Below are 16,256 nucleotides of genomic sequence, written 5' to 3' on the forward strand. Positions count from 1 at the left end.
ACCTGATCCCATGCCGAACTCAGAAGTGAAACGCGGTAGCGCCGATGGTAGTGTGGCATTCGCCATGCGAGAGTAGGACACTGCCAGGCACTCAATTTAAGAACCCCGCTCGTCGAGCGGGGTTTTTTATTGTCTCCAACTCATAAAATCGCTTAATTATTAGTCTTCCATCTTCCCGTCATTCACTGAAATCTCCCATAAAGCCCCAAAATGACCTCTTTTTCTGTTCGATATTTGCTCGCTGGTTCAATGGGTTGGATATAAAAAACACAGAATGTGATGCCTCTACCTTTCTTGTGATGCCCGCTCTGGTTTAATTCTTCAGTCCATATTGATGGACCAAGGAATCACAATAATTTAAGGAATAGACTCATGTTCAAGAGAACAGTAACGATGATGCTGGCGGCGGGAACCCTGGTATTAGGCGGTTGCGCATCCAATGGTGGTGCAGAGCAGGCGGGGGCAGACAACAGCGACTTCGGTGGCAAGTCCATCTACCTGCGCGGGGAGATGAACGACTGGATGGCGACTGATGAAAGCAAGGTAGTCAAGGTGGCCGACAAGCTCTATATGGCCAAAGGCACTCTCAAGAAAGAGTGGGCCCCCTACAAGTTCAAGTTTGCTGATTCAGGCTGGAGCTGTGGCACCAACTTTGGCTACAAGAGCCCGAGTGATGGTGTTGCCGTACTGGGTGGTGAGGCTGTGCCGGTCAACCCCTGTTCCAAGTATGAGGACATGAAGTTCTCACCGGATGCCGATGGCGTCTACGAGTTCTATCTGAATATGGCGGGTGAAACACCGACGGTTTACGTCAAGAAGCCCTGATCTATCTCTGAGTGTTAAATCTTTCAGTAAATTAATCAGTTAAGTGCCTCGGCCCAGAAATCTGCTGGCCGGGGCATTTTTTTAGGTTAGAATCGGCGCCCTCATGGCATCAGGTGTACTATATGTTGTGCCATTAATTTTAGATGGCACCATTGGTTGTGTTTTCTGCTGTTGTCATGATGTCGATGCATTCATATAAGGTTGATTGAAAATGGCTAAATCGAACCCGGTGCTGGAGAGTGAGCTTGGCTCCCGCCTTATCCCCATGCAGGAAACGTCCCTCGAGATCTGGGATAGCAAGTATCGCCTCAAGAGCAAGGATGGCACTCCCATCGACAGCTCTATCGATGAGACTTACCAGCGGGTTGCCCGAGCGTTGGCAGAGCAGGAGCTGGAACCGGAGGTCTGGTATGAGCCGTTCCTGTGGGCACTGCGCAATGGGGCAATTCCGGCGGGCCGCATCACCTCTAATGCGGGGGCGTTTGAGCACAAGCCTGCCACTTCAACCATCAACTGTACTGTTTCCGGCACCATCGAAGATTCGATGGACGATATCCTCGGCAAGGTGCACGAGGCGGGTCTGACCCTGAAAGCCGGGTGCGGTATCGGCTATGACTTCTCGACCTTGCGCCCGCGCGGTGCCTTTGTCTCCGGTGCCGGTGCCTACACTTCCGGCCCGCTCTCCTTCATGGATATCTATGACAAGATGTGTTTCACCGTCTCGTCAGCCGGTGGCCGTCGCGGCGCCCAGATGGGCACCATGGATATTCGCCATCCCGATGTGATCGAGTTTATTCAGGCCAAGCGTGAAGATGGCCGCCTGCGTCAGTTCAACCTCTCTCTGCTCATCACCGAAGATTTCGTCAAGGCGGTGAAAGAGGATGCACCCTGGTCGCTGATCTTCCCCTACACCGCTAAAGAGGTGGAGCAGGATGGCATTGAGCTGGATGATCCCGCTCAGGTGCTCTGGGCCGACTGGCCCAACAAGGAAGGGGTTGTGTTCAACGAGTTGGGGCAGGTCGCCTGCAAGGTCTACAAGACCATGCCAGCCCGCAAGCTGTGGAATGTCATCATGACCTCCACCTATGACTATGCAGAGCCCGGCTTCATCCTGATCGACAAGGTCAACCAGATGAACAACAACTGGTTCTGTGAAGAGATCCGCGCCACCAACCCCTGTGGTGAGCAGCCGTTGCCACCTTACGGTGCCTGTCTGCTGGGGTCGGTCAATCTGACCAAGTTTGTGCGCGATCCATTTACCGATGCGGCTGCGTTCGATTGGCAGGCATTTCGCAAGGTAGTCGCCATTTTTACCCGTATGCTCGACAACGTGGTGGAAATCAACCAGTTGCCGCTGACCAAGCAGCGCGAGGAGATTATCAACAAGCGTCGTCACGGCATGGGCTTCCTGGGTCTGGGTTCAACCCTCACCATGCTCCAGATCAAGTACGGCTCTGCCGCGTCCGTCGCCTTTACCGAGCAGGTATCCCAGGAGCTGGCGATGACCGGCTGGCAGGAATCCCTTCGTCTGGCCAAGGAGAAGGGCCCGGCCCCCATCATGGATCAGGAGTTCGAGGTGACGGGCAAGATGCTGCGTCTACGCCCGGAAATGGCGGCTGATGGCATCAAGGTGGGCGACATGGTGAAGGGCAAGGTGCTGCATGCGGGTTATAGCCGCTATATGCAGCAGGTTGCCGAAGTGGATCCTGCGCTGGTCGCCGAGCTGGCGGAAGTGGGTGGACGTTTCACTCACCACAGCAGTATCGCACCCACCGGCACCATCTCGCTGTCTCTGGCCAACAACGCCAGCAACGGCATCGAGCCGAGCTTTGCCCACCACTACAGCCGCAACGTCATCAAGCCGGGCAAGAAGAGCAAGGAGAGCGTGGACGTCTACTCCTTCGAGCTGCTGGCCTATCGCGAGTTGGTGAATCCGGCCGCCATGCCCTATGCCGATGATGAGGCGAGCCGTCTGCCGGACTATTTCATTACTGCGGATGACATCACCCCGGAGCAGCATGTGGACATTCAGGCGGCGGCCCAGCGCTGGATCGACTCCTCCATCTCCAAGACTGCCAACGTGCCGACTGATTTCCCGTTCGAGCAGTTCAAGGACATCTACATGTATGCCTCGGACTCTGGTCTCAAGGGCTGCACCACCTTCCGCTTCAATCCGGAAGCCTTCCAGGGCGTGCTGGTGAAGGAGAAGGATCTGGAGAACACCCTGTACGATTTCACCCTGGAGGATGGCTCCGTCATCTCCGTCAAGGGGAACGAAGAGATCGAATACGATGGTGAGCTGCACACTGCCGCCAACCTCTACGACGCCTTGAAAGAAGGCTATTACGGTAAATTCTGAGAACGACATTATGGTCAAGAAGATCGACAAGAAAATCGTCGCCTACAAGGTGCGTACCAAGGATGAGCCGCAAGAAGATCTCTCTGCGCAGGATGACGTAGTGCACATGCACGAAACCGTGCTGCGCCCGGAGCGGCTGATGGGTACCACCTACAAGTTGAAGACGCCGGAGCATGTCTCCGAGCACTCGCTGTTCATCACCATCAACGACATCATTCTCAACGAGGGCACGGTTCACGAAACTCGCCGTCCGTTCGAGATTTTCATCAACTCCAAGAGCCTGGAGCACTACCAGTGGATCGTGGCGCTGACCCGCATCATCTCGGCGGTATTCCGCAAAGGGGGGGATGTCACCTTCCTGGTGGAGGAGCTGCGCTCGGTGTTTGATCCCAAAGGTGGCTACTGGAACAAGGGCAAGTACGTTCCATCGCTGATCGCCGAAATTGGCAACGTGATCGAGAGCCATCTCACCGAGATCGGCATGCTCAAGGCAACCGGACTGGACGAGCATCAGCAGGCGTTTCTGGCCGAGAAGCAGGCCGAGTTGAAGGCGGCTCAGGAGGCTGAAGAGCAACAGACTAGCAGTGGTTTCCCGGCCAATGCCGCGCTCTGCTACAAGTGCCACACCAAGGCGTTGGTGCTGAAGGATGGCTGCATGACCTGCCTCAACTGTGGCGACTCCAAGTGCGGCTGACAAACATGCCCAAGTAGTTGAACGATAGAAAACAGACCGGCCACAGTGCCGGTCTTTTTATTGCTGTTTTTATGCGCAATCAAATCAGGCGGCCAAGTGATTTGTTGCGCGATAGTAAAATCGGGCGTAGCGTTGAGGGTAATAAAACTGTCACGGCCGTGTGGTTTCAATGACATCTGAGATTCACACACGTGGCCCTTCAGTGCCAAGGAGGATGCTTATGGACAATACGGACCGAAAGCTGTTTATCCTGGATACCAACGTTCTGCTTCACGAACCCCTCGCTATCTACTCCTTCAAAGAGCACGACGTGCTCATCCCCATGACGGTGCTGGAAGAGCTCGATAACATCAAGGATCGCAACAAGGATGTCAGCCGCGACGCGCGGGTGGCCATTCGTGCGCTGGAAGATGTGTTCCGCGATGCAACCCCGGATCAGATCACCCAGGGCGTTCCACTGGCTGGCGAAGCGAGCGGCAATATCTGCATCTTCAGCGATCACCATCTGCCGCAGGATGCCGAGGTCTTTACCGATAAGGAGGCCGACAATCGTATCATCAACGCGGCCCTCTATCTGCAAAAGCATGAGTTGAAGCGTCAGGTGGTGCTGGTCACCAAAGACATCAACATGCGCCTCAAGGCCAAGGGGGCCGGGCTTGCTCACGTTGAAGATTACCGTAGCGACCAGTTGATCGACGATATCCGCCTGCTGGCCAAAGGCTTTCAGGTTGTGCCTGGCAGCTTCTGGGAGCGGGTTGGCGAGTGCGAGAGCGAGACCCATGGCCGCGACACCATCCATGTGATCGATGCCAATCTGCTGGAAGGGGTTCACGTAAACCAGTATCTGGTGGATGAAGAGAATTTCTTCGCCGCCCGGGTGCTCAGTCACGATGGCAACAAGATCCGCATCAAGGATCTGGGCCGTGAGCGGCTGATGTCCCGCAAGGCGTGGGGTGTGCATCCCAAGAATGTCTATCAGGGGATGGCGCTGGATGCACTGCTCGATCCGCACATCGATCTGGTGATCCTGACCGGCCCGGCCGGTTGCGGCAAGACCTTGCTGGCGATGGCTGCAGCGCTGGAGCTGGTGATTGAGAAGGGCATTTACGAGAAGGTGATCGTCACCCGGAATACCCCGGAAATTGCCGAAAGCATCGGCTTCCTGCCCGGCACCGAAGAGGAGAAGATGATGCCCTGGTTGGCGGCGGTGACCGACACCCTGGAGGTGCTGCACAAGCAGGACGAGAACATGAGCGGCTCGCTCAGCTACATCATGGAGAAGGCCAATATCCAGTTCAAATCCGTCAACTTTATGCGTGGGCGCAGCATCCAGAACACCTTCGTACTGCTGGATGAGTGCCAGAACCTGACCGCTTCCCAGATCAAGACCATCATCACCCGTTGCGGCGAGGGCACCAAGATCGTCTGCTCCGGTAACCTGGCCCAGATCGACTCCAACTACCTGAGTCCGGTGACCTCGGGTCTCACCTACATCGTCGAGCGTTTCAAGGATTTTGACGGCAGTGCCAACATCTTCCTTAATGGCGTCGTTCGCAGCCGACTGGCTTCGTTCGCCGAGGAAAATCTCTGATTTAGCTGACTATCTTCATATGAAAAAGGGAAGCCACTTGGCTTCCCTTTTTGATCATGGCGCAGTCTTTATTCCCAAGGGCTATTGGCCAAGATAGCGCAGCAGCCCCGGGTGGTTGCTGTTTTGCAGAATATCCGGCGTGCCTTGCAGGGCGATGCGTCCCTCGTCGACAAAGAGCACCTGATCGGCAATCAGCTGGGCATCCTCCGGATTGTGGGAGACCATCAGTACGGTAATGCCCTGTTCGCAGGCGAGGCGCGCCACTTCGGCCAGCATCTCGCGGCGCAAGGCGGGATCGAGGGCAGAGAAGGGCTCATCCAGCAGCAGCAGCGGCTTGCCGCGCACCAGCGCACGGGCCAGCCCGACCCGCTGCTGCTGGCCGCCGGAGAGCTGTTCAGGCAGGCGGCTTAGCATCTCGCCAAGACCGACCCGCCCTGCTGCATCGATCACCTGTGCCCGTTGGGCGGCACTGAGGCGCAGACCCGGGTGCAAGCCGATGGCGATATTGTCGAACACCGACAGGTGGAGGAACAGGTTGTGATCCTGAAACAGGGTGGTGACCGGTCGCTCGGCCGGGCCCAGCGGCAGCAGATCTTCGCCATCGAAGCTGAGGCAGCCTGACTCCACCGGCACGAAACCGGCGATCATCCCGAGCAGGGTCGACTTGCCAGCGCCGCTTGGGCCGATCAGTGCGGTGATCTCCCCTTTGGGCAGGGCTGCGCTGAAGCTGACGCGCCAGTCGGGGTAGCTGGTCACCAGCGTATCAATGTTCAGCATGTTTTCCTCCAAGCCCCCGTTCCACCAGCCAGAACAGGGAGAAGCAGAGTGTCAGCAGCAGCAGGGCGGTGGCGGCCGCGTCGGTCAGCCGGTAGCTGCCGAGCTGTTGATAGAGCAGCCAGGGCAGGGTGGTAAGCTCCTGACTGCCAAACATGGCGATGGCGCCGAGATCCCCCAGCGAGAGGATCATCGACAGCGCCATCGCCAGTGCCAGCGGGCGGCGCAGCAGCGGCCACTCCACCAGTCGCAGGCGATGCAGGCCGCGTACCCCCAGACTGTCGGCCAGCCGGTCGTATTGGCGCACCACCAGCTGCATGGGGGCTGAGAGGGTGCGCAGCACATAGGGTAGCGCCATCAGGGCGTTGACCAGCACCACCAGCCAGGGGCCGAGGGCGAACACGTCGGCAAAGGGCATAAACAGGATGAAGAGACCGGTAGAGAGCACCACCGCCGGGATCATCAGGATCATCGAGCCGCTGGCCTCCCACAGGGCGGCAGCCCGTCGCTGGCGGGTGCGTACCTTGAGGTGACGGCTGGTGAGCAGCAGGCCGCTGCCAAGCAGGGTCGCCAGGGTGCCTGCCGCCAGCGCAATCAGCAGCGACTGGCCGCTTGCCTGCCACAGCTTGCTGGAGGTGAGCGCCGTCAGCAGGCCGGGGTGAAGGCCAGCCACCACGATGGCTAGCAGCGGCGGCAGAAAGATGGCGAGCCCGATGCAGAGCGAAAGCGCATCCACCACCGCCGTACCAGGCTGGTGGCGATCCGGCCGCAGGCAGGGGCTACGGGGAGTCACCCTGCTGGCCGGGGTGCTCTGCAGCTTGTGCTGCAGGGCGAGCAGGGCGGCGGTCAGGATGAGCTGCACCAGCGTCAGTCCGCCCGCGGTGGCGAGATCGAAGTCAAAGCGCAGGGCCTGATAGACGGCCACCTCCAGGGTGGTGGATTTGGGGCCGCCGCCCAGCGCCAGCACGGTAGTGAAGCTGGTGAAGCAGAGCATAAAGATGAGGCTGGCCAGCCCCGGCAATATGCCGCGGATCAGTGGCCACTCCAGCAGCCGGAAGATATGGGATGAGCGCATGCCGAGCTGGCTGGCGAGGCGCCAGCTCGATTCGGGGATGCTCTCTATGCTCTGCAGCATCAGCCGGGCCGCCAGTGGCATGTTGAAGAAAACGTGGGCCAGCAGGATGCCAAACAGACCGTAGAGATAGTTGCCGGGATCCAGCCCCAAGGTGCGAAGCACCTGCGGCAGCCACCCCTGTTTGCCGTGTACCGCTACTATGCCGAAGATGGCGATGATGACAGGTAGTACCAGCGAGAGACCAAACAGCTTGATCAGCAGGGTTCGGCCAATGAAACGGCGCCGCGCCAGCGCGCGGGCCACCGGAATGGCCAGCCCGAGACTGAGCAGGGTGGAGAGCAGTGCCTGCCAAAGGCTGAAGCCCAGCACATGGCGCAGATAAGGATCTGCGAGCAGGGTGCGGGGTGCCAGCGAACCGGCCTGCCACAGCAGGGCCGTCAGCGGCCCGAGGGATAACAGCAGGATCAACAGGGTGGCAGCACTGCCCGGCAACCACCAGAGGGGACGCGCCTGTGGTTTCAGATAACGGCTCACTGGGTGACGGCTTGCAGCCACTCGCGGATCCACCCTTTGCGATTGGTGGCCACCTCATCGCTGCTGAAGGCGAGCGGCTTGGCTACGGTGATCATCTGCTCGAAGCCCTTGGGCAGCGGCGTGTCGATAACGGGATACATCCAGTTGCCGGTCGGGATTTCCTGTTGGAAGGCGGGGCTCACCATAAATTGCAGGAACTGGTCAGCCAGCGTCTCCTGTTTGGCACTCTTCAGCTTGGCGGCCACTTCCACCTGACGGTAGTGCCCCTCTTCAAATGCCGCAGCCTGATACTGGGGCTTGTTCTCGGCAATCAGGTGATAGGCCGGAGAGGTGGTGTAGGAGAGCACCATGTCCGCTTCGCCATCGAGGAACATGCCATAAGCCTCTGACCACCCCTTGGTGACGGTGACCGTCTTTTTGGCAAGCTCGGCCCAGGCGGCAGGCGCCTTGTCGCCATAAACAGACTTCATCCACAGCATCAGCCCCTGCCCCGGGGTGGAGGTGCGAGGATCCTGATAGATCACTTTGAGGTCGGGGCGCTCCACCAGTTCTTTCAGGCTTTTGGGTGGCTGCTTGAGTTTGTCCTTGTCATAGACGAAGGCGAAGTAGCCGCAGTCGTAGGGGACGAAGGTGTCATCCTGCCAGCCACCCGGCACCTTGATGCCATCCAGCTTGGCGGGATGGGGGGCGAACAGGCCGCTCTGCTTGGCTTCGCTGATGAGGGCATCGTCGAGCCCCAGCACCAGATCAGCTTTGCTGTGGTTGCCCTCCAGCCGCAGCCGGTTGAGGATGGCGACCCCATCTTCGAGGGGAACCAGATTGAGGGTGCAGTCGCACTCTTTCTCGAAGGCTTGCTTGATCTTGGGCCCCGGGCCCCACTCGGCAGTGAAAGAGCTGTAGGTATAGACGGTGAGGGTGTCGGCGGCGAACACATTGGCCGACAGCAGGCCGGTGGCGACCAGCAGCAGGGTCTTCATGGATGGCACTCCCTATTACTTGTTAATAACGAGGTGCCAGCGGATGAGGGCGCAAAAAATGAGCGCCGTGCCTCAAATTCCTCCGCCAGCATTATCTGGATCAGGTTCACGGGTATAATCTCAGCGGTAAACCGCACCCCGTTTGAGAAACGAACCGCATTGTATTAACGTTCTTTTGGGTAGACCAGCACAATTGTGCAATACCCATGAGATGACGCCCACCCAACAGAGGATGTTCGCGTGCTTACCAATACCAAGGAAAGGCGTGCCTTTGCGCGCATGGTCATCAATGCTCCGGTCACCGTCTATCAGCAGCAGCTGGTGCTGGAGGGGATCTGCCGGGATCTCAGTGCCAACGGCATGGGGATTGCGGTCTCTGAACACCAGCTCGACATCAACCAACCTATCCGGGTCAGCCTTGCCACCCATAACAACCTGCTCCCCCCCTTCGAAGCACAGGCTCGTATTATCCGGGTGCTGGAGGAGGAGGACGGGTTACTGCTGGCGGTAGAATTTTTGCCTCAGAGTTAATCCTCTCTCCCCATCGGCAGAGGGAGGGGATTAGCCTTTCTCCTGAACCGGCTGGACACTCAACTGCTTGCTATCGACCAGCGTTTTGCTGGTCGATGCTATTTGGCCCGCAGGCAAGGTGGCGGGACCGGTAGGTTCGAGCAGCAGGTAGTTCTGCCCTTGCCAGTTGAGGGTCACATCCCCCGGCTTGGCGGGCAGGTCAACGGCCAGCAGGGCATGGCCGGGGACGAACACCATGGCCTGTTTCAGCTCCGGAAAGAGTTGGGCCAGCATGGCGGCCATCAGGGTTACCTTGCTGTCGCAATCCCCCCGGTTCTGCTCCAGCACCTGACGGGGCGGGAGAAAGCCCTTGCCCTGCCTTCCGTTCAGGCTATCGAGTTGCTGGTAGGGGATGCTCTGGATAAAGGTGAGCATATGGGCCACGGTCTTCTGGCGAGCTTCCGTTTCGGTGCTGCCCTGCTGCTTGAGTTGATCCGCCAGCGGAGCCAGCCCGCTGCGACTCTCCAGCGCGATGCGTACATGGTCCTGCTTCACCGCCAGCTGCCCGTCCGGGGTGTTGAAGTACTGGAAGTAGTGTTTGGTCAGCCACGCCTGCTCCTCTTTGCTCCGCTTGGACTGCAGAAAGGCCATCGCCTCGCGCGCCTTGTCCTGATTACGGCTTTTCAGATGCAGCTCCAGCGAGGGGCGAGCGAGGGTGAACTGCACCTCGGGGTAGTTCTGGCGCACCTCCCGCAGCAACACCTGCAATACCTCCTCCTGCATTCTGGCCGGGCGATAGGCGATAAGGGGCGGCAACTTGCCCTGTTCGAGTCGGTAGGTGAGCTGTTGGGATTTGCCTTCGCTATCCTGCCAGCCGACGCTGATCTGGCCGAGGCTGTTGTTGAAGCTGGTTTGGCTGGCCCCCGCAGGCAGGGCAAGCAGCAGGGCACAGAGCAGAGGAATTGCCGTCGGTCTCTTCATCATCCTTTCCTGTGGCACGGGCCAGTTCCGGTGGCCCAAAGTGGGAAGCGTAGCGGACAGTAAAACAGGGAACCGAAGCTCCCTGTTGATTCTACTCGTTTTTTTGCAACTGGCGCGTTAAATCCAGCTCGGCTGCTTCGCCTCAAAGGCGCTGATGGCGGCCTCGTGCTGCAGGGTCAGACCGATGGCATCCAAGCCGTTGAGCAGACAGTAACGGCGGAACTCATCTATCTCGAAACCGAAGCTGAGGCTACCTGCGCGCACCTGATTCGCTTCCAGATCTACCTCGATCTGGATGCCCGGTTTGGCGGCCACCAGCTGGAACAGGGCGTCGACCTCTTCCTCCTTCAGGCGCACCGGCACCATGCCATTGTTGATGGCGTTGCCGTAGAAAATGTCGGCAAAGCTCGGGGCTATGATGGTCTTGAAGCCGTAGTCGGCCAGCGCCCAGGGGGCGTGCTCGCGACTAGACCCGCAGCCGAAGTTCTCGCGGGCCAGCAGAATGCTGGCACCGGCAAATTGCGGCTGGTTCAGTACAAACTCGGGGTTTGGCTGCTGGCCGGCATCGTCCAGAAAGCGCCAGTCGTGGAACAGGTGCTTGCCAAAACCGATGCGGTTTACTTTTTGCAAAAACTGTTTGGGAATGATGGCGTCGGTGTCGACGTTGGCGCTGTCGAGGGGGACGACGATCCCTTTATGCTGTTTGAATCCTGTCATCGAAATGTCCTCTTACAGTGCGCGAATGTCGGCGAAGCGGCCGGTGACGGCGGCAGCGGCGGCCATGGCCGGGCTCACCAGATGGGTGCGGCCAGCGCGGCCCTGACGCCCTTCGAAGTTGCGGTTGCTGGTGGAGGCGCAGCGCTCCCCCGGTTGCAGCCGGTCGTTGTTCATCGCCAGACACATGGAGCAGCCGGGCAGGCGCCACTCAAAACCGGCCTCGATGAAGATCTTGTCCAGCCCCTCGGCTTCGGCTTGTGCCTTCACCTGTTCGGAGCCAGGCACCACCAGCGCCTGCACGCCAGCTGCCACCTTGCGACCGCGGGCGATGGCGGCGGCAGCGCGCAGATCCTCGATGCGGCTGTTGGTGCACGATCCGATAAACACCTTGTCGATGGCAACATCGGAGAGCTTCTGGCCCGGTTGCAAATCCATGTAGGCGAGCGCCTTGCGGGCGGACTGCTGCTCCATCAGATCGCTAAAGGATTCCGGCGCCGGAATAGGCTCATTGACGGCAATCACCTGACCCGGGTTGGTGCCCCAGGTGACCTGGGGGGCGATATCGGCGGCGTCCAGCACCACTTCGTCATCGAAACGGGCACCTTCATCGCTCTTGAGGCTCTGCCAGTAGGTAATGGCCTGTTCCAGCGCCTCGCCCTTGGGGGCAAACTCCTTGCCACGGATGTAGTCGATGGTGGTCTGGTCGGGGGCAATCATGCCCGCTTTGGCGCCGAGCTCGATGGCCATGTTGCAGACCGTCATCCGCCCTTCCATGGAGAGGCTTGCAATGGCCTCGCCAGCAAACTCCACCACGTAGCCGGTACCACCGGCATGGCCGACCTTGCCGATGATGGCCAGTACCACGTCTTTGGCGCTGATGCCTTCGGCCAGCTTGCCGTTGACCGAAATGCGCATGGTCCTGGCGCGGCCCTGTTTCAGGGTCTGGGTCGCCATCACATGCTCTACCTCGGAAGTGCCGATGCCGAAGGCCAGCGAGCCGAAGGCGCCGTGGGTGGCGGTGTGGGAGTCGCCGCAGACGATGGTGGTGCCGGGCAGGGTGATGCCGAGCTCGGGGCCCATCACATGGACGATCCCCTGATATTTGTGGTTGAGATCGTAGAGGCGAACCCCGAACTCCTTGCAGTTGTCCGCCAGCGTCTCCATCTGGATGCGGGCCATCTCGCCGGAGGCCGCGATGTCTTTGGTGGTGGTGGAGACGTTGTGATCCATGGTGGCCCAGGTCAGATCCGGGCGGCGCAGCTGGCGATTCATGGCGCGCAGGCCGTCAAATGCCTGCGGGCTGGTCACTTCATGTACCAGATGGCGGTCGATGTAGATGAGGGGCGTTTCACCTTCCACTTCCCGTACCACATGGGCGTCGAATACTTTCTGATAGAGGGTCTTGGCCATTGCTTCTCTCTTCCTTTGTTCTCTGTTATGCGGCTCAGATCCGGGCGGCGATCTGGCTACCCATCTCGGACGTGCTCTGCACCGAGTGGCGGGCGCTGGCCTGATGCAGGTCGGCGGTGAAGTAACCCTCGGCCAGGGTCTGGGCCACGGCCTGCTCAATGGCCTGGGCGGCAGCCTCCATCCCTAAGCTGTAGCGCAGCATCAGGGCGGCGGAGAGGATCTGGGCGATGGGGTTGGCGATCCCTTTGCCGGCGATATCGGGGGCCGAGCCGCCGGCCGGTTCGAACAGGCCGAAACCCGATTCGTTGAGGCTGGCAGAGGGGAGCAGTCCCATGGAACCGGTGATCATGGCGCACTCGTCGGAGAGAATGTCGCCGAACAGGTTGGAGCAGAGCAGCACATCGAACTGGGACGGATCCTTGATGAGCTGCATGGTGGCGTTATCGATATACATATGGTTCAGCGTCACGTCCGGATAGGACTTGGCGACTTGCGTCACCACCTCACGCCACAGGATGGAGGAGGCGAGCACGTTGGCCTTGTCGATGGAGGTGACTTTGCCACGGCGAACACGCGCCGACTCAAAGGCTATTTTGGCGATGCGCTCAATCTCGAAGCGGTGGTACACCTCGGTATCGAACGCCTTCTCGTTCGCTCCTTCTCCGTCACGTCCCTTGGGCTGGCCGAAGTAGATGCCGCCGGTCAGCTCGCGCACGCAGGCGATGTCAAAACCGCGATCGGAGATGTCGGCGCGCAGTGGGGAGAACTGTTCCAGACCGGTATAGATACGGGCCGGACGCAGGTTGCAGAACAGCTTGAAGTGGGCGCGCAGGGGCAGCAAGGCGCCACGCTCAGGCTGATCGTTGGGTGGCAGATGTTCCCATTTCGGGCCGCCCACCGAGCCGAACAGCACAGCATCGGATGCTTCGCAACCCGCGATGGTGCTTTGCGGCAGCGGGGTGCCGTGGTTGTCGATGGCAATGCCGCCCACGTCATGGCGCTCGTAGTCGAGGGCGAAGCCGAATTTGGCCTGCACCTTTTCCAGCACCTTGACGGCTTCGGCCATGACTTCCGGGCCGATGCCGTCCCCCGGCAATACTGCGATCCGATAACTGTTCATACTGTCTCCGTCTTGATTGTGTTATTGCGTTCCATCTGCTCGGCTACCTGATCGGCGCGCCAGATGCTGTTGATCACATGGAGCAGGGCGTGGGCCGAGGATTCGATGATGTCGGTAGCCAGTCCCATGCCGTGGAATTTGCGTCCTTTGTACTCGGCGACGATATCGACCTGACCGAGGGCATCTTCCCCTTCTCCCTTGCTCTTGAGGGCATATTTATCGATGCGGATCTCATAGCCGGTGATGCGGTTGATGCACTGGTAGACCGCATCCACCGGGCCGTTGCCGGTAGCCGCTTCGCAGATCAGATCCTGTCCTACCTTCAATTTGACCGAGGCGGTGGCCAGCACCGAGCTGCCGCTTTGTACCCCGAGATATTCCAGCTTGAAGTGCTCAGGCTCCTCGTGTATCTGGCTGAAGAAGGCCAGCGCTTCGAGGTCGTAGTCGAACACCTGCCCCTTCTTGTCTGCCAGGGTCAGGAACTTGCCGTAGAGGTGGTCGAGGTCGTAGCTGCTCTCGGCATAACCCATAGACTCCATCCGGTGCTTGATGACATGGCGGCCGGAGCGGGAGGTCATGTTGAGGTTGTTCTGGGTCAGACCAATGCTCTCGGGAGTGATGATTTCGTAGGTATTTTTCGCCTTGAGCACCCCATCCTGATGGATGCCGGAGCTGTGGGAGAAGGCGTTGGCCCCGACGATCGCCTTGTTGGGCTGCACCGGCATGTTGCAGAGCTGGCTGACCAGCGTGCTGGTGCGATGAATTTCGTTGTGACGGATATTGGTTTGCACCCCGAGCAGGTCGGCGCGGGTTTTGAGGATCATCGCCACCTCTTCCAGCGAGCAGTTGCCCGCCCGCTCGCCGATGCCATTGATGGTGCACTCGATCTGGCGGGCCCCCATCTGCACCGCGCCGATGGAGTTGGCCACCGAGAGCCCCAGATCGTCGTGGCAGTGGACCGAGATGATGGCCTTGTCGATATTGGGCACCCGGTTGAACAGGGTGTGGATGATGCCGGAGAACTCGGTCGGTACCGTGTAGCCCACGGTATCCGGGATATTGATGGTGCGGGCGCCCGCCTTGATGGCGGCCTCCACCATGCGGCAGAGATTATCGATCGGCGTGCGGCCTGCATCCTCGCAGGAGAACTCCACATCATCGGTGTAGCGCAGGGCGTGCTTGATGGCGCCGACCCCCATCTCCAGCACATCCTCAAAGCTCTTTTTCAGCTTGCTCTCCACATGGATGGAGGAGGTGGAGATAAAGGTGTGGATGCGAAACGCCTCGGCGACCCGCAAGGCTTCACCGGCGGCATCGATATCCTTGGGCAGGGCGCGGGCGAGGGCGCAGACCCGGCTGTTTTTGATGTGGCGGGCGATGGTCTGCACCGATTGAAAATCGCCGGGAGAGGAGACCGGGAAGCCCACCTCCATGACGTCGACACCGAGCCGCTCCAGTGCCTGGGCGATCTGCAGCTTCTCCTTGACTGTCAAACTGGCCGCCAGGGCCTGCTCACCATCACGCAAGGTGGTGTCGAATATGATGACCCGATCTGACATGTGACTTCCCTCTTCCTAAGTTCGGTAACGTGCATCCTGCGGCGGCATAAAAAAACCCGTGCAGGGTGCACGGGTTTTTGTAAATTCCGGCTATGCCTTAGCCCGGCTACAAGGATCCCGCGCGAGTTAACGCGATTAGGGAGATTAGTAGTAGCGGGGTGGCGATACGCATGACGTTGTTATTCCTTCCTGTCGATAACGCTTTTACCAATATCGAGATTTTTATGCTGTGTCAACACGGAAGGTCAGGGGCAATCTGCTGACGTATTTAATCGGATTGTAAAGGATTGCAAATTTCCTTGTCCCATATTCGGCCCATGACCGATTATCTGGTCATTCCTGCTGTGCTCTATTCTCTGCACAACCAGATCGACTTATCAGCATTGGCTGAATTATCTGAGGTGTTAAATGGAAAAACGTAGACCTGGTCGTCCGGTCGGACGTTCTGACATTCGTGACAAGTTGCTTGCTGCCGCCCGTGAGCGTTTTCTCAATACTCCCTATAGCAAGGTGACTACACGCGAAATCGCGGAGCTTGCTGGCTCCAATCTGGCAATGATCCACTACTACTTCGGCAGTAAAGAGGGTCTTTACAAAGCGGTGCTGGGCGATGTCGCCGAGCCCCTCGACCATGCCTGGCAAGATGAACACAGCAATCACAGCCTCAACGAGCTGCTCAACACCTACTATCAGGTGATGGCACCCAACAGCGAGCTGACCTCGGCCATCTCCAGCGCATTGTCGACCGAGAAGAGCCCGGGCCGGGATTTTGTGCTGAACCGCCTGCTGGAACGTCAGCTGCCGCAGTTCGATGCCCTGCTGGAAACCATGAAGTCCAACGGCGAGCTGGGTGACAACCTGGATCCCGACATGTTGAAGATCTCCTTCCTCAGCATGATGTGGCAGCCGTTCGTGATGAAAGATCTCTACGAGCAGGTGTTTGGCCTGAAAGTAGATGAGCACTTCATGGCCCGTCTGGCGGACCACAATTGCCGTCTGATGGAGACCGGCCTGCGCGGCAGCCACTGATTTTGCCGCAACATCGAGATTAAAAAGGGCCATTCGGCCCTTTTTTCATAAATCTGTTATCCCTTGTTCAACGTAACGTCATCCCGCTTTCTTACTCTGCA

General features: G+C 59.0%; 14 protein-coding genes, 1 rRNA gene and 1 riboswitch. Of the genes, 7 read left to right on the forward strand and 8 right to left on the reverse strand.

Annotated elements, in window-relative coordinates; genetic code table 11:
* From rrf to ACW5W8_RS13270, 5 genes are all read left to right on the forward strand, one after another.
* Positions 1-89, forward strand: a 5S ribosomal RNA gene (gene rrf, locus ACW5W8_RS13250); the annotation flags it as partial.
* 283 nt (positions 90-372) lie between these two features.
* Complete coding sequence (locus ACW5W8_RS13255) at positions 373-825, forward strand: early set domain-containing protein (RefSeq protein WP_005349109.1); 453 nt, start codon at positions 373-375, stop codon at positions 823-825.
* 211 nt (positions 826-1,036) lie between these two features.
* A complete protein-coding gene (locus ACW5W8_RS13260; protein WP_498628269.1) occupies positions 1,037-3,184 on the forward strand; it encodes an adenosylcobalamin-dependent ribonucleoside-diphosphate reductase in 2,148 nt (715 codons plus the stop codon).
* Positions 3,185-3,194: 10 nt separating this feature from the next.
* Positions 3,195-3,878 (forward strand): TSCPD domain-containing protein, encoded by a 684-nt coding sequence (locus ACW5W8_RS13265; RefSeq protein ID WP_498628270.1) that lies wholly within the window; start codon positions 3,195-3,197, stop codon positions 3,876-3,878.
* 220 nt (positions 3,879-4,098) lie between these two features.
* Positions 4,099-5,469 (forward strand): PhoH family protein, encoded by a 1,371-nt coding sequence (locus ACW5W8_RS13270; protein ID WP_005358170.1) that lies wholly within the window; start codon positions 4,099-4,101, stop codon positions 5,467-5,469.
* A gap of 81 nt (positions 5,470-5,550) precedes the next feature.
* Here ACW5W8_RS13270 and thiQ read toward each other — a convergent pair whose 3' ends face one another.
* From thiQ to thiB, 3 genes are read right to left on the reverse strand one after another with little or no spacing between them, the layout of a single operon-like run.
* On the reverse strand, positions 5,551-6,246 hold the full coding sequence (gene thiQ, locus ACW5W8_RS13275) for a thiamine ABC transporter ATP-binding protein (RefSeq protein WP_498628271.1): 696 nt from the start codon (positions 6,244-6,246) through the stop codon (positions 5,551-5,553).
* Positions 6,233-7,852, reverse strand: coding sequence for a thiamine/thiamine pyrophosphate ABC transporter permease (gene thiP / locus ACW5W8_RS13280; protein ID WP_498628302.1), 1,620 nt, complete (start codon positions 7,850-7,852; stop codon positions 6,233-6,235). The genes thiQ and thiP overlap by 14 nt, the downstream gene beginning before the upstream one ends.
* Positions 7,849-8,829 carry a thiamine ABC transporter substrate binding subunit gene (gene thiB / locus ACW5W8_RS13285; RefSeq protein WP_498628272.1) on the reverse strand — a complete coding sequence of 327 codons (981 nt, stop codon included), beginning with the start codon at positions 8,827-8,829 and terminating at the stop codon, positions 7,849-7,851. The genes thiP and thiB overlap by 4 nt, the downstream gene beginning before the upstream one ends.
* 60 nt (positions 8,830-8,889) lie before the next feature.
* Positions 8,890-8,980: riboswitch (TPP riboswitch) on the reverse strand.
* A gap of 89 nt (positions 8,981-9,069) precedes the next feature.
* Here thiB and ACW5W8_RS13290 point away from each other — a divergent pair.
* A complete protein-coding gene (locus ACW5W8_RS13290) occupies positions 9,070-9,360 on the forward strand; it encodes a PilZ domain-containing protein (protein WP_498628273.1) in 291 nt (96 codons plus the stop codon).
* Positions 9,361-9,390: 30 nt separating this feature from the next.
* Here the strand turns inward: ACW5W8_RS13290 and ACW5W8_RS13295 are convergent, their stop codons facing one another.
* The 5 genes from ACW5W8_RS13295 to leuA form a co-directional block, all read right to left on the reverse strand.
* Positions 9,391-10,320, reverse strand: coding sequence for a transglutaminase domain-containing protein (locus ACW5W8_RS13295; RefSeq protein WP_498628303.1), 930 nt, complete (start codon positions 10,318-10,320; stop codon positions 9,391-9,393).
* A gap of 117 nt (positions 10,321-10,437) precedes the next feature.
* Positions 10,438-11,037 carry a 3-isopropylmalate dehydratase small subunit gene (gene leuD, locus ACW5W8_RS13300; RefSeq protein ID WP_374810599.1) on the reverse strand — a complete coding sequence of 200 codons (600 nt, stop codon included), beginning with the start codon at positions 11,035-11,037 and terminating at the stop codon, positions 10,438-10,440.
* Positions 11,038-11,049: 12 nt separating this feature from the next.
* Positions 11,050-12,447 (reverse strand): 3-isopropylmalate dehydratase large subunit, encoded by a 1,398-nt coding sequence (leuC, locus tag ACW5W8_RS13305; protein ID WP_498628274.1) that lies wholly within the window; start codon positions 12,445-12,447, stop codon positions 11,050-11,052.
* A gap of 34 nt (positions 12,448-12,481) precedes the next feature.
* The gene (leuB, locus tag ACW5W8_RS13310; RefSeq protein ID WP_498628275.1) at positions 12,482-13,567 is read right to left on the reverse strand and encodes a 3-isopropylmalate dehydrogenase; all 1,086 of its coding nucleotides are present in this window, start codon (positions 13,565-13,567) and stop codon (positions 12,482-12,484) included.
* Complete coding sequence (gene leuA / locus ACW5W8_RS13315; protein WP_139399027.1) at positions 13,564-15,126, reverse strand: 2-isopropylmalate synthase; 1,563 nt, start codon at positions 15,124-15,126, stop codon at positions 13,564-13,566. Before leuA ends, leuB begins: the two co-directional genes overlap by 4 nt.
* A 408-nt stretch (positions 15,127-15,534) precedes the next feature.
* On the opposite strand from leuA, the gene ACW5W8_RS13320 reads away from it, so the two are divergent.
* Positions 15,535-16,155 (forward strand): TetR/AcrR family transcriptional regulator, encoded by a 621-nt coding sequence (locus ACW5W8_RS13320; RefSeq protein WP_005349170.1) that lies wholly within the window; start codon positions 15,535-15,537, stop codon positions 16,153-16,155.
* Positions 16,156-16,256 lie beyond the last annotated feature (101 nt).

This window comes from Aeromonas aquatilis (genome assembly GCF_054052405.1).

What these genes read in the sequence shown, in the direction of transcription:
- ACW5W8_RS13255 (WP_005349109.1), top strand. Translation starts at nt 373, where the DNA reads ATGTTCAAGAGAACAGTAACGATGATGCTGGCGGCGGGAACCCTGGTA.
- leuC (WP_498628274.1), bottom strand. Translation starts at nt 12,447, where the DNA reads ATGGCCAAGACCCTCTATCAGAAAGTATTCGACGCCCATGTGGTACGG.
- thiQ (WP_498628271.1), bottom strand. Translation starts at nt 6,246, where the DNA reads ATGCTGAACATTGATACGCTGGTGACCAGCTACCCCGACTGGCGCGTC.
- ACW5W8_RS13265 (WP_498628270.1), top strand. Translation starts at nt 3,195, where the DNA reads ATGGTCAAGAAGATCGACAAGAAAATCGTCGCCTACAAGGTGCGTACC.
- thiB (WP_498628272.1), bottom strand. Translation starts at nt 8,829, where the DNA reads ATGAAGACCCTGCTGCTGGTCGCCACCGGCCTGCTGTCGGCCAATGTG.
- leuB (WP_498628275.1), bottom strand. Translation starts at nt 13,567, where the DNA reads ATGAACAGTTATCGGATCGCAGTATTGCCGGGGGACGGCATCGGCCCG.
- leuD (WP_374810599.1), bottom strand. Translation starts at nt 11,037, where the DNA reads ATGACAGGATTCAAACAGCATAAAGGGATCGTCGTCCCCCTCGACAGC.
- ACW5W8_RS13320 (WP_005349170.1), top strand. Translation starts at nt 15,535, where the DNA reads ATGGAAAAACGTAGACCTGGTCGTCCGGTCGGACGTTCTGACATTCGT.
- ACW5W8_RS13295 (WP_498628303.1), bottom strand. Translation starts at nt 10,320, where the DNA reads ATGAAGAGACCGACGGCAATTCCTCTGCTCTGTGCCCTGCTGCTTGCC.
- ACW5W8_RS13270 (WP_005358170.1), top strand. Translation starts at nt 4,099, where the DNA reads ATGGACAATACGGACCGAAAGCTGTTTATCCTGGATACCAACGTTCTG.
- leuA (WP_139399027.1), bottom strand. Translation starts at nt 15,126, where the DNA reads ATGTCAGATCGGGTCATCATATTCGACACCACCTTGCGTGATGGTGAG.
- ACW5W8_RS13260 (WP_498628269.1), top strand. Translation starts at nt 1,037, where the DNA reads ATGGCTAAATCGAACCCGGTGCTGGAGAGTGAGCTTGGCTCCCGCCTT.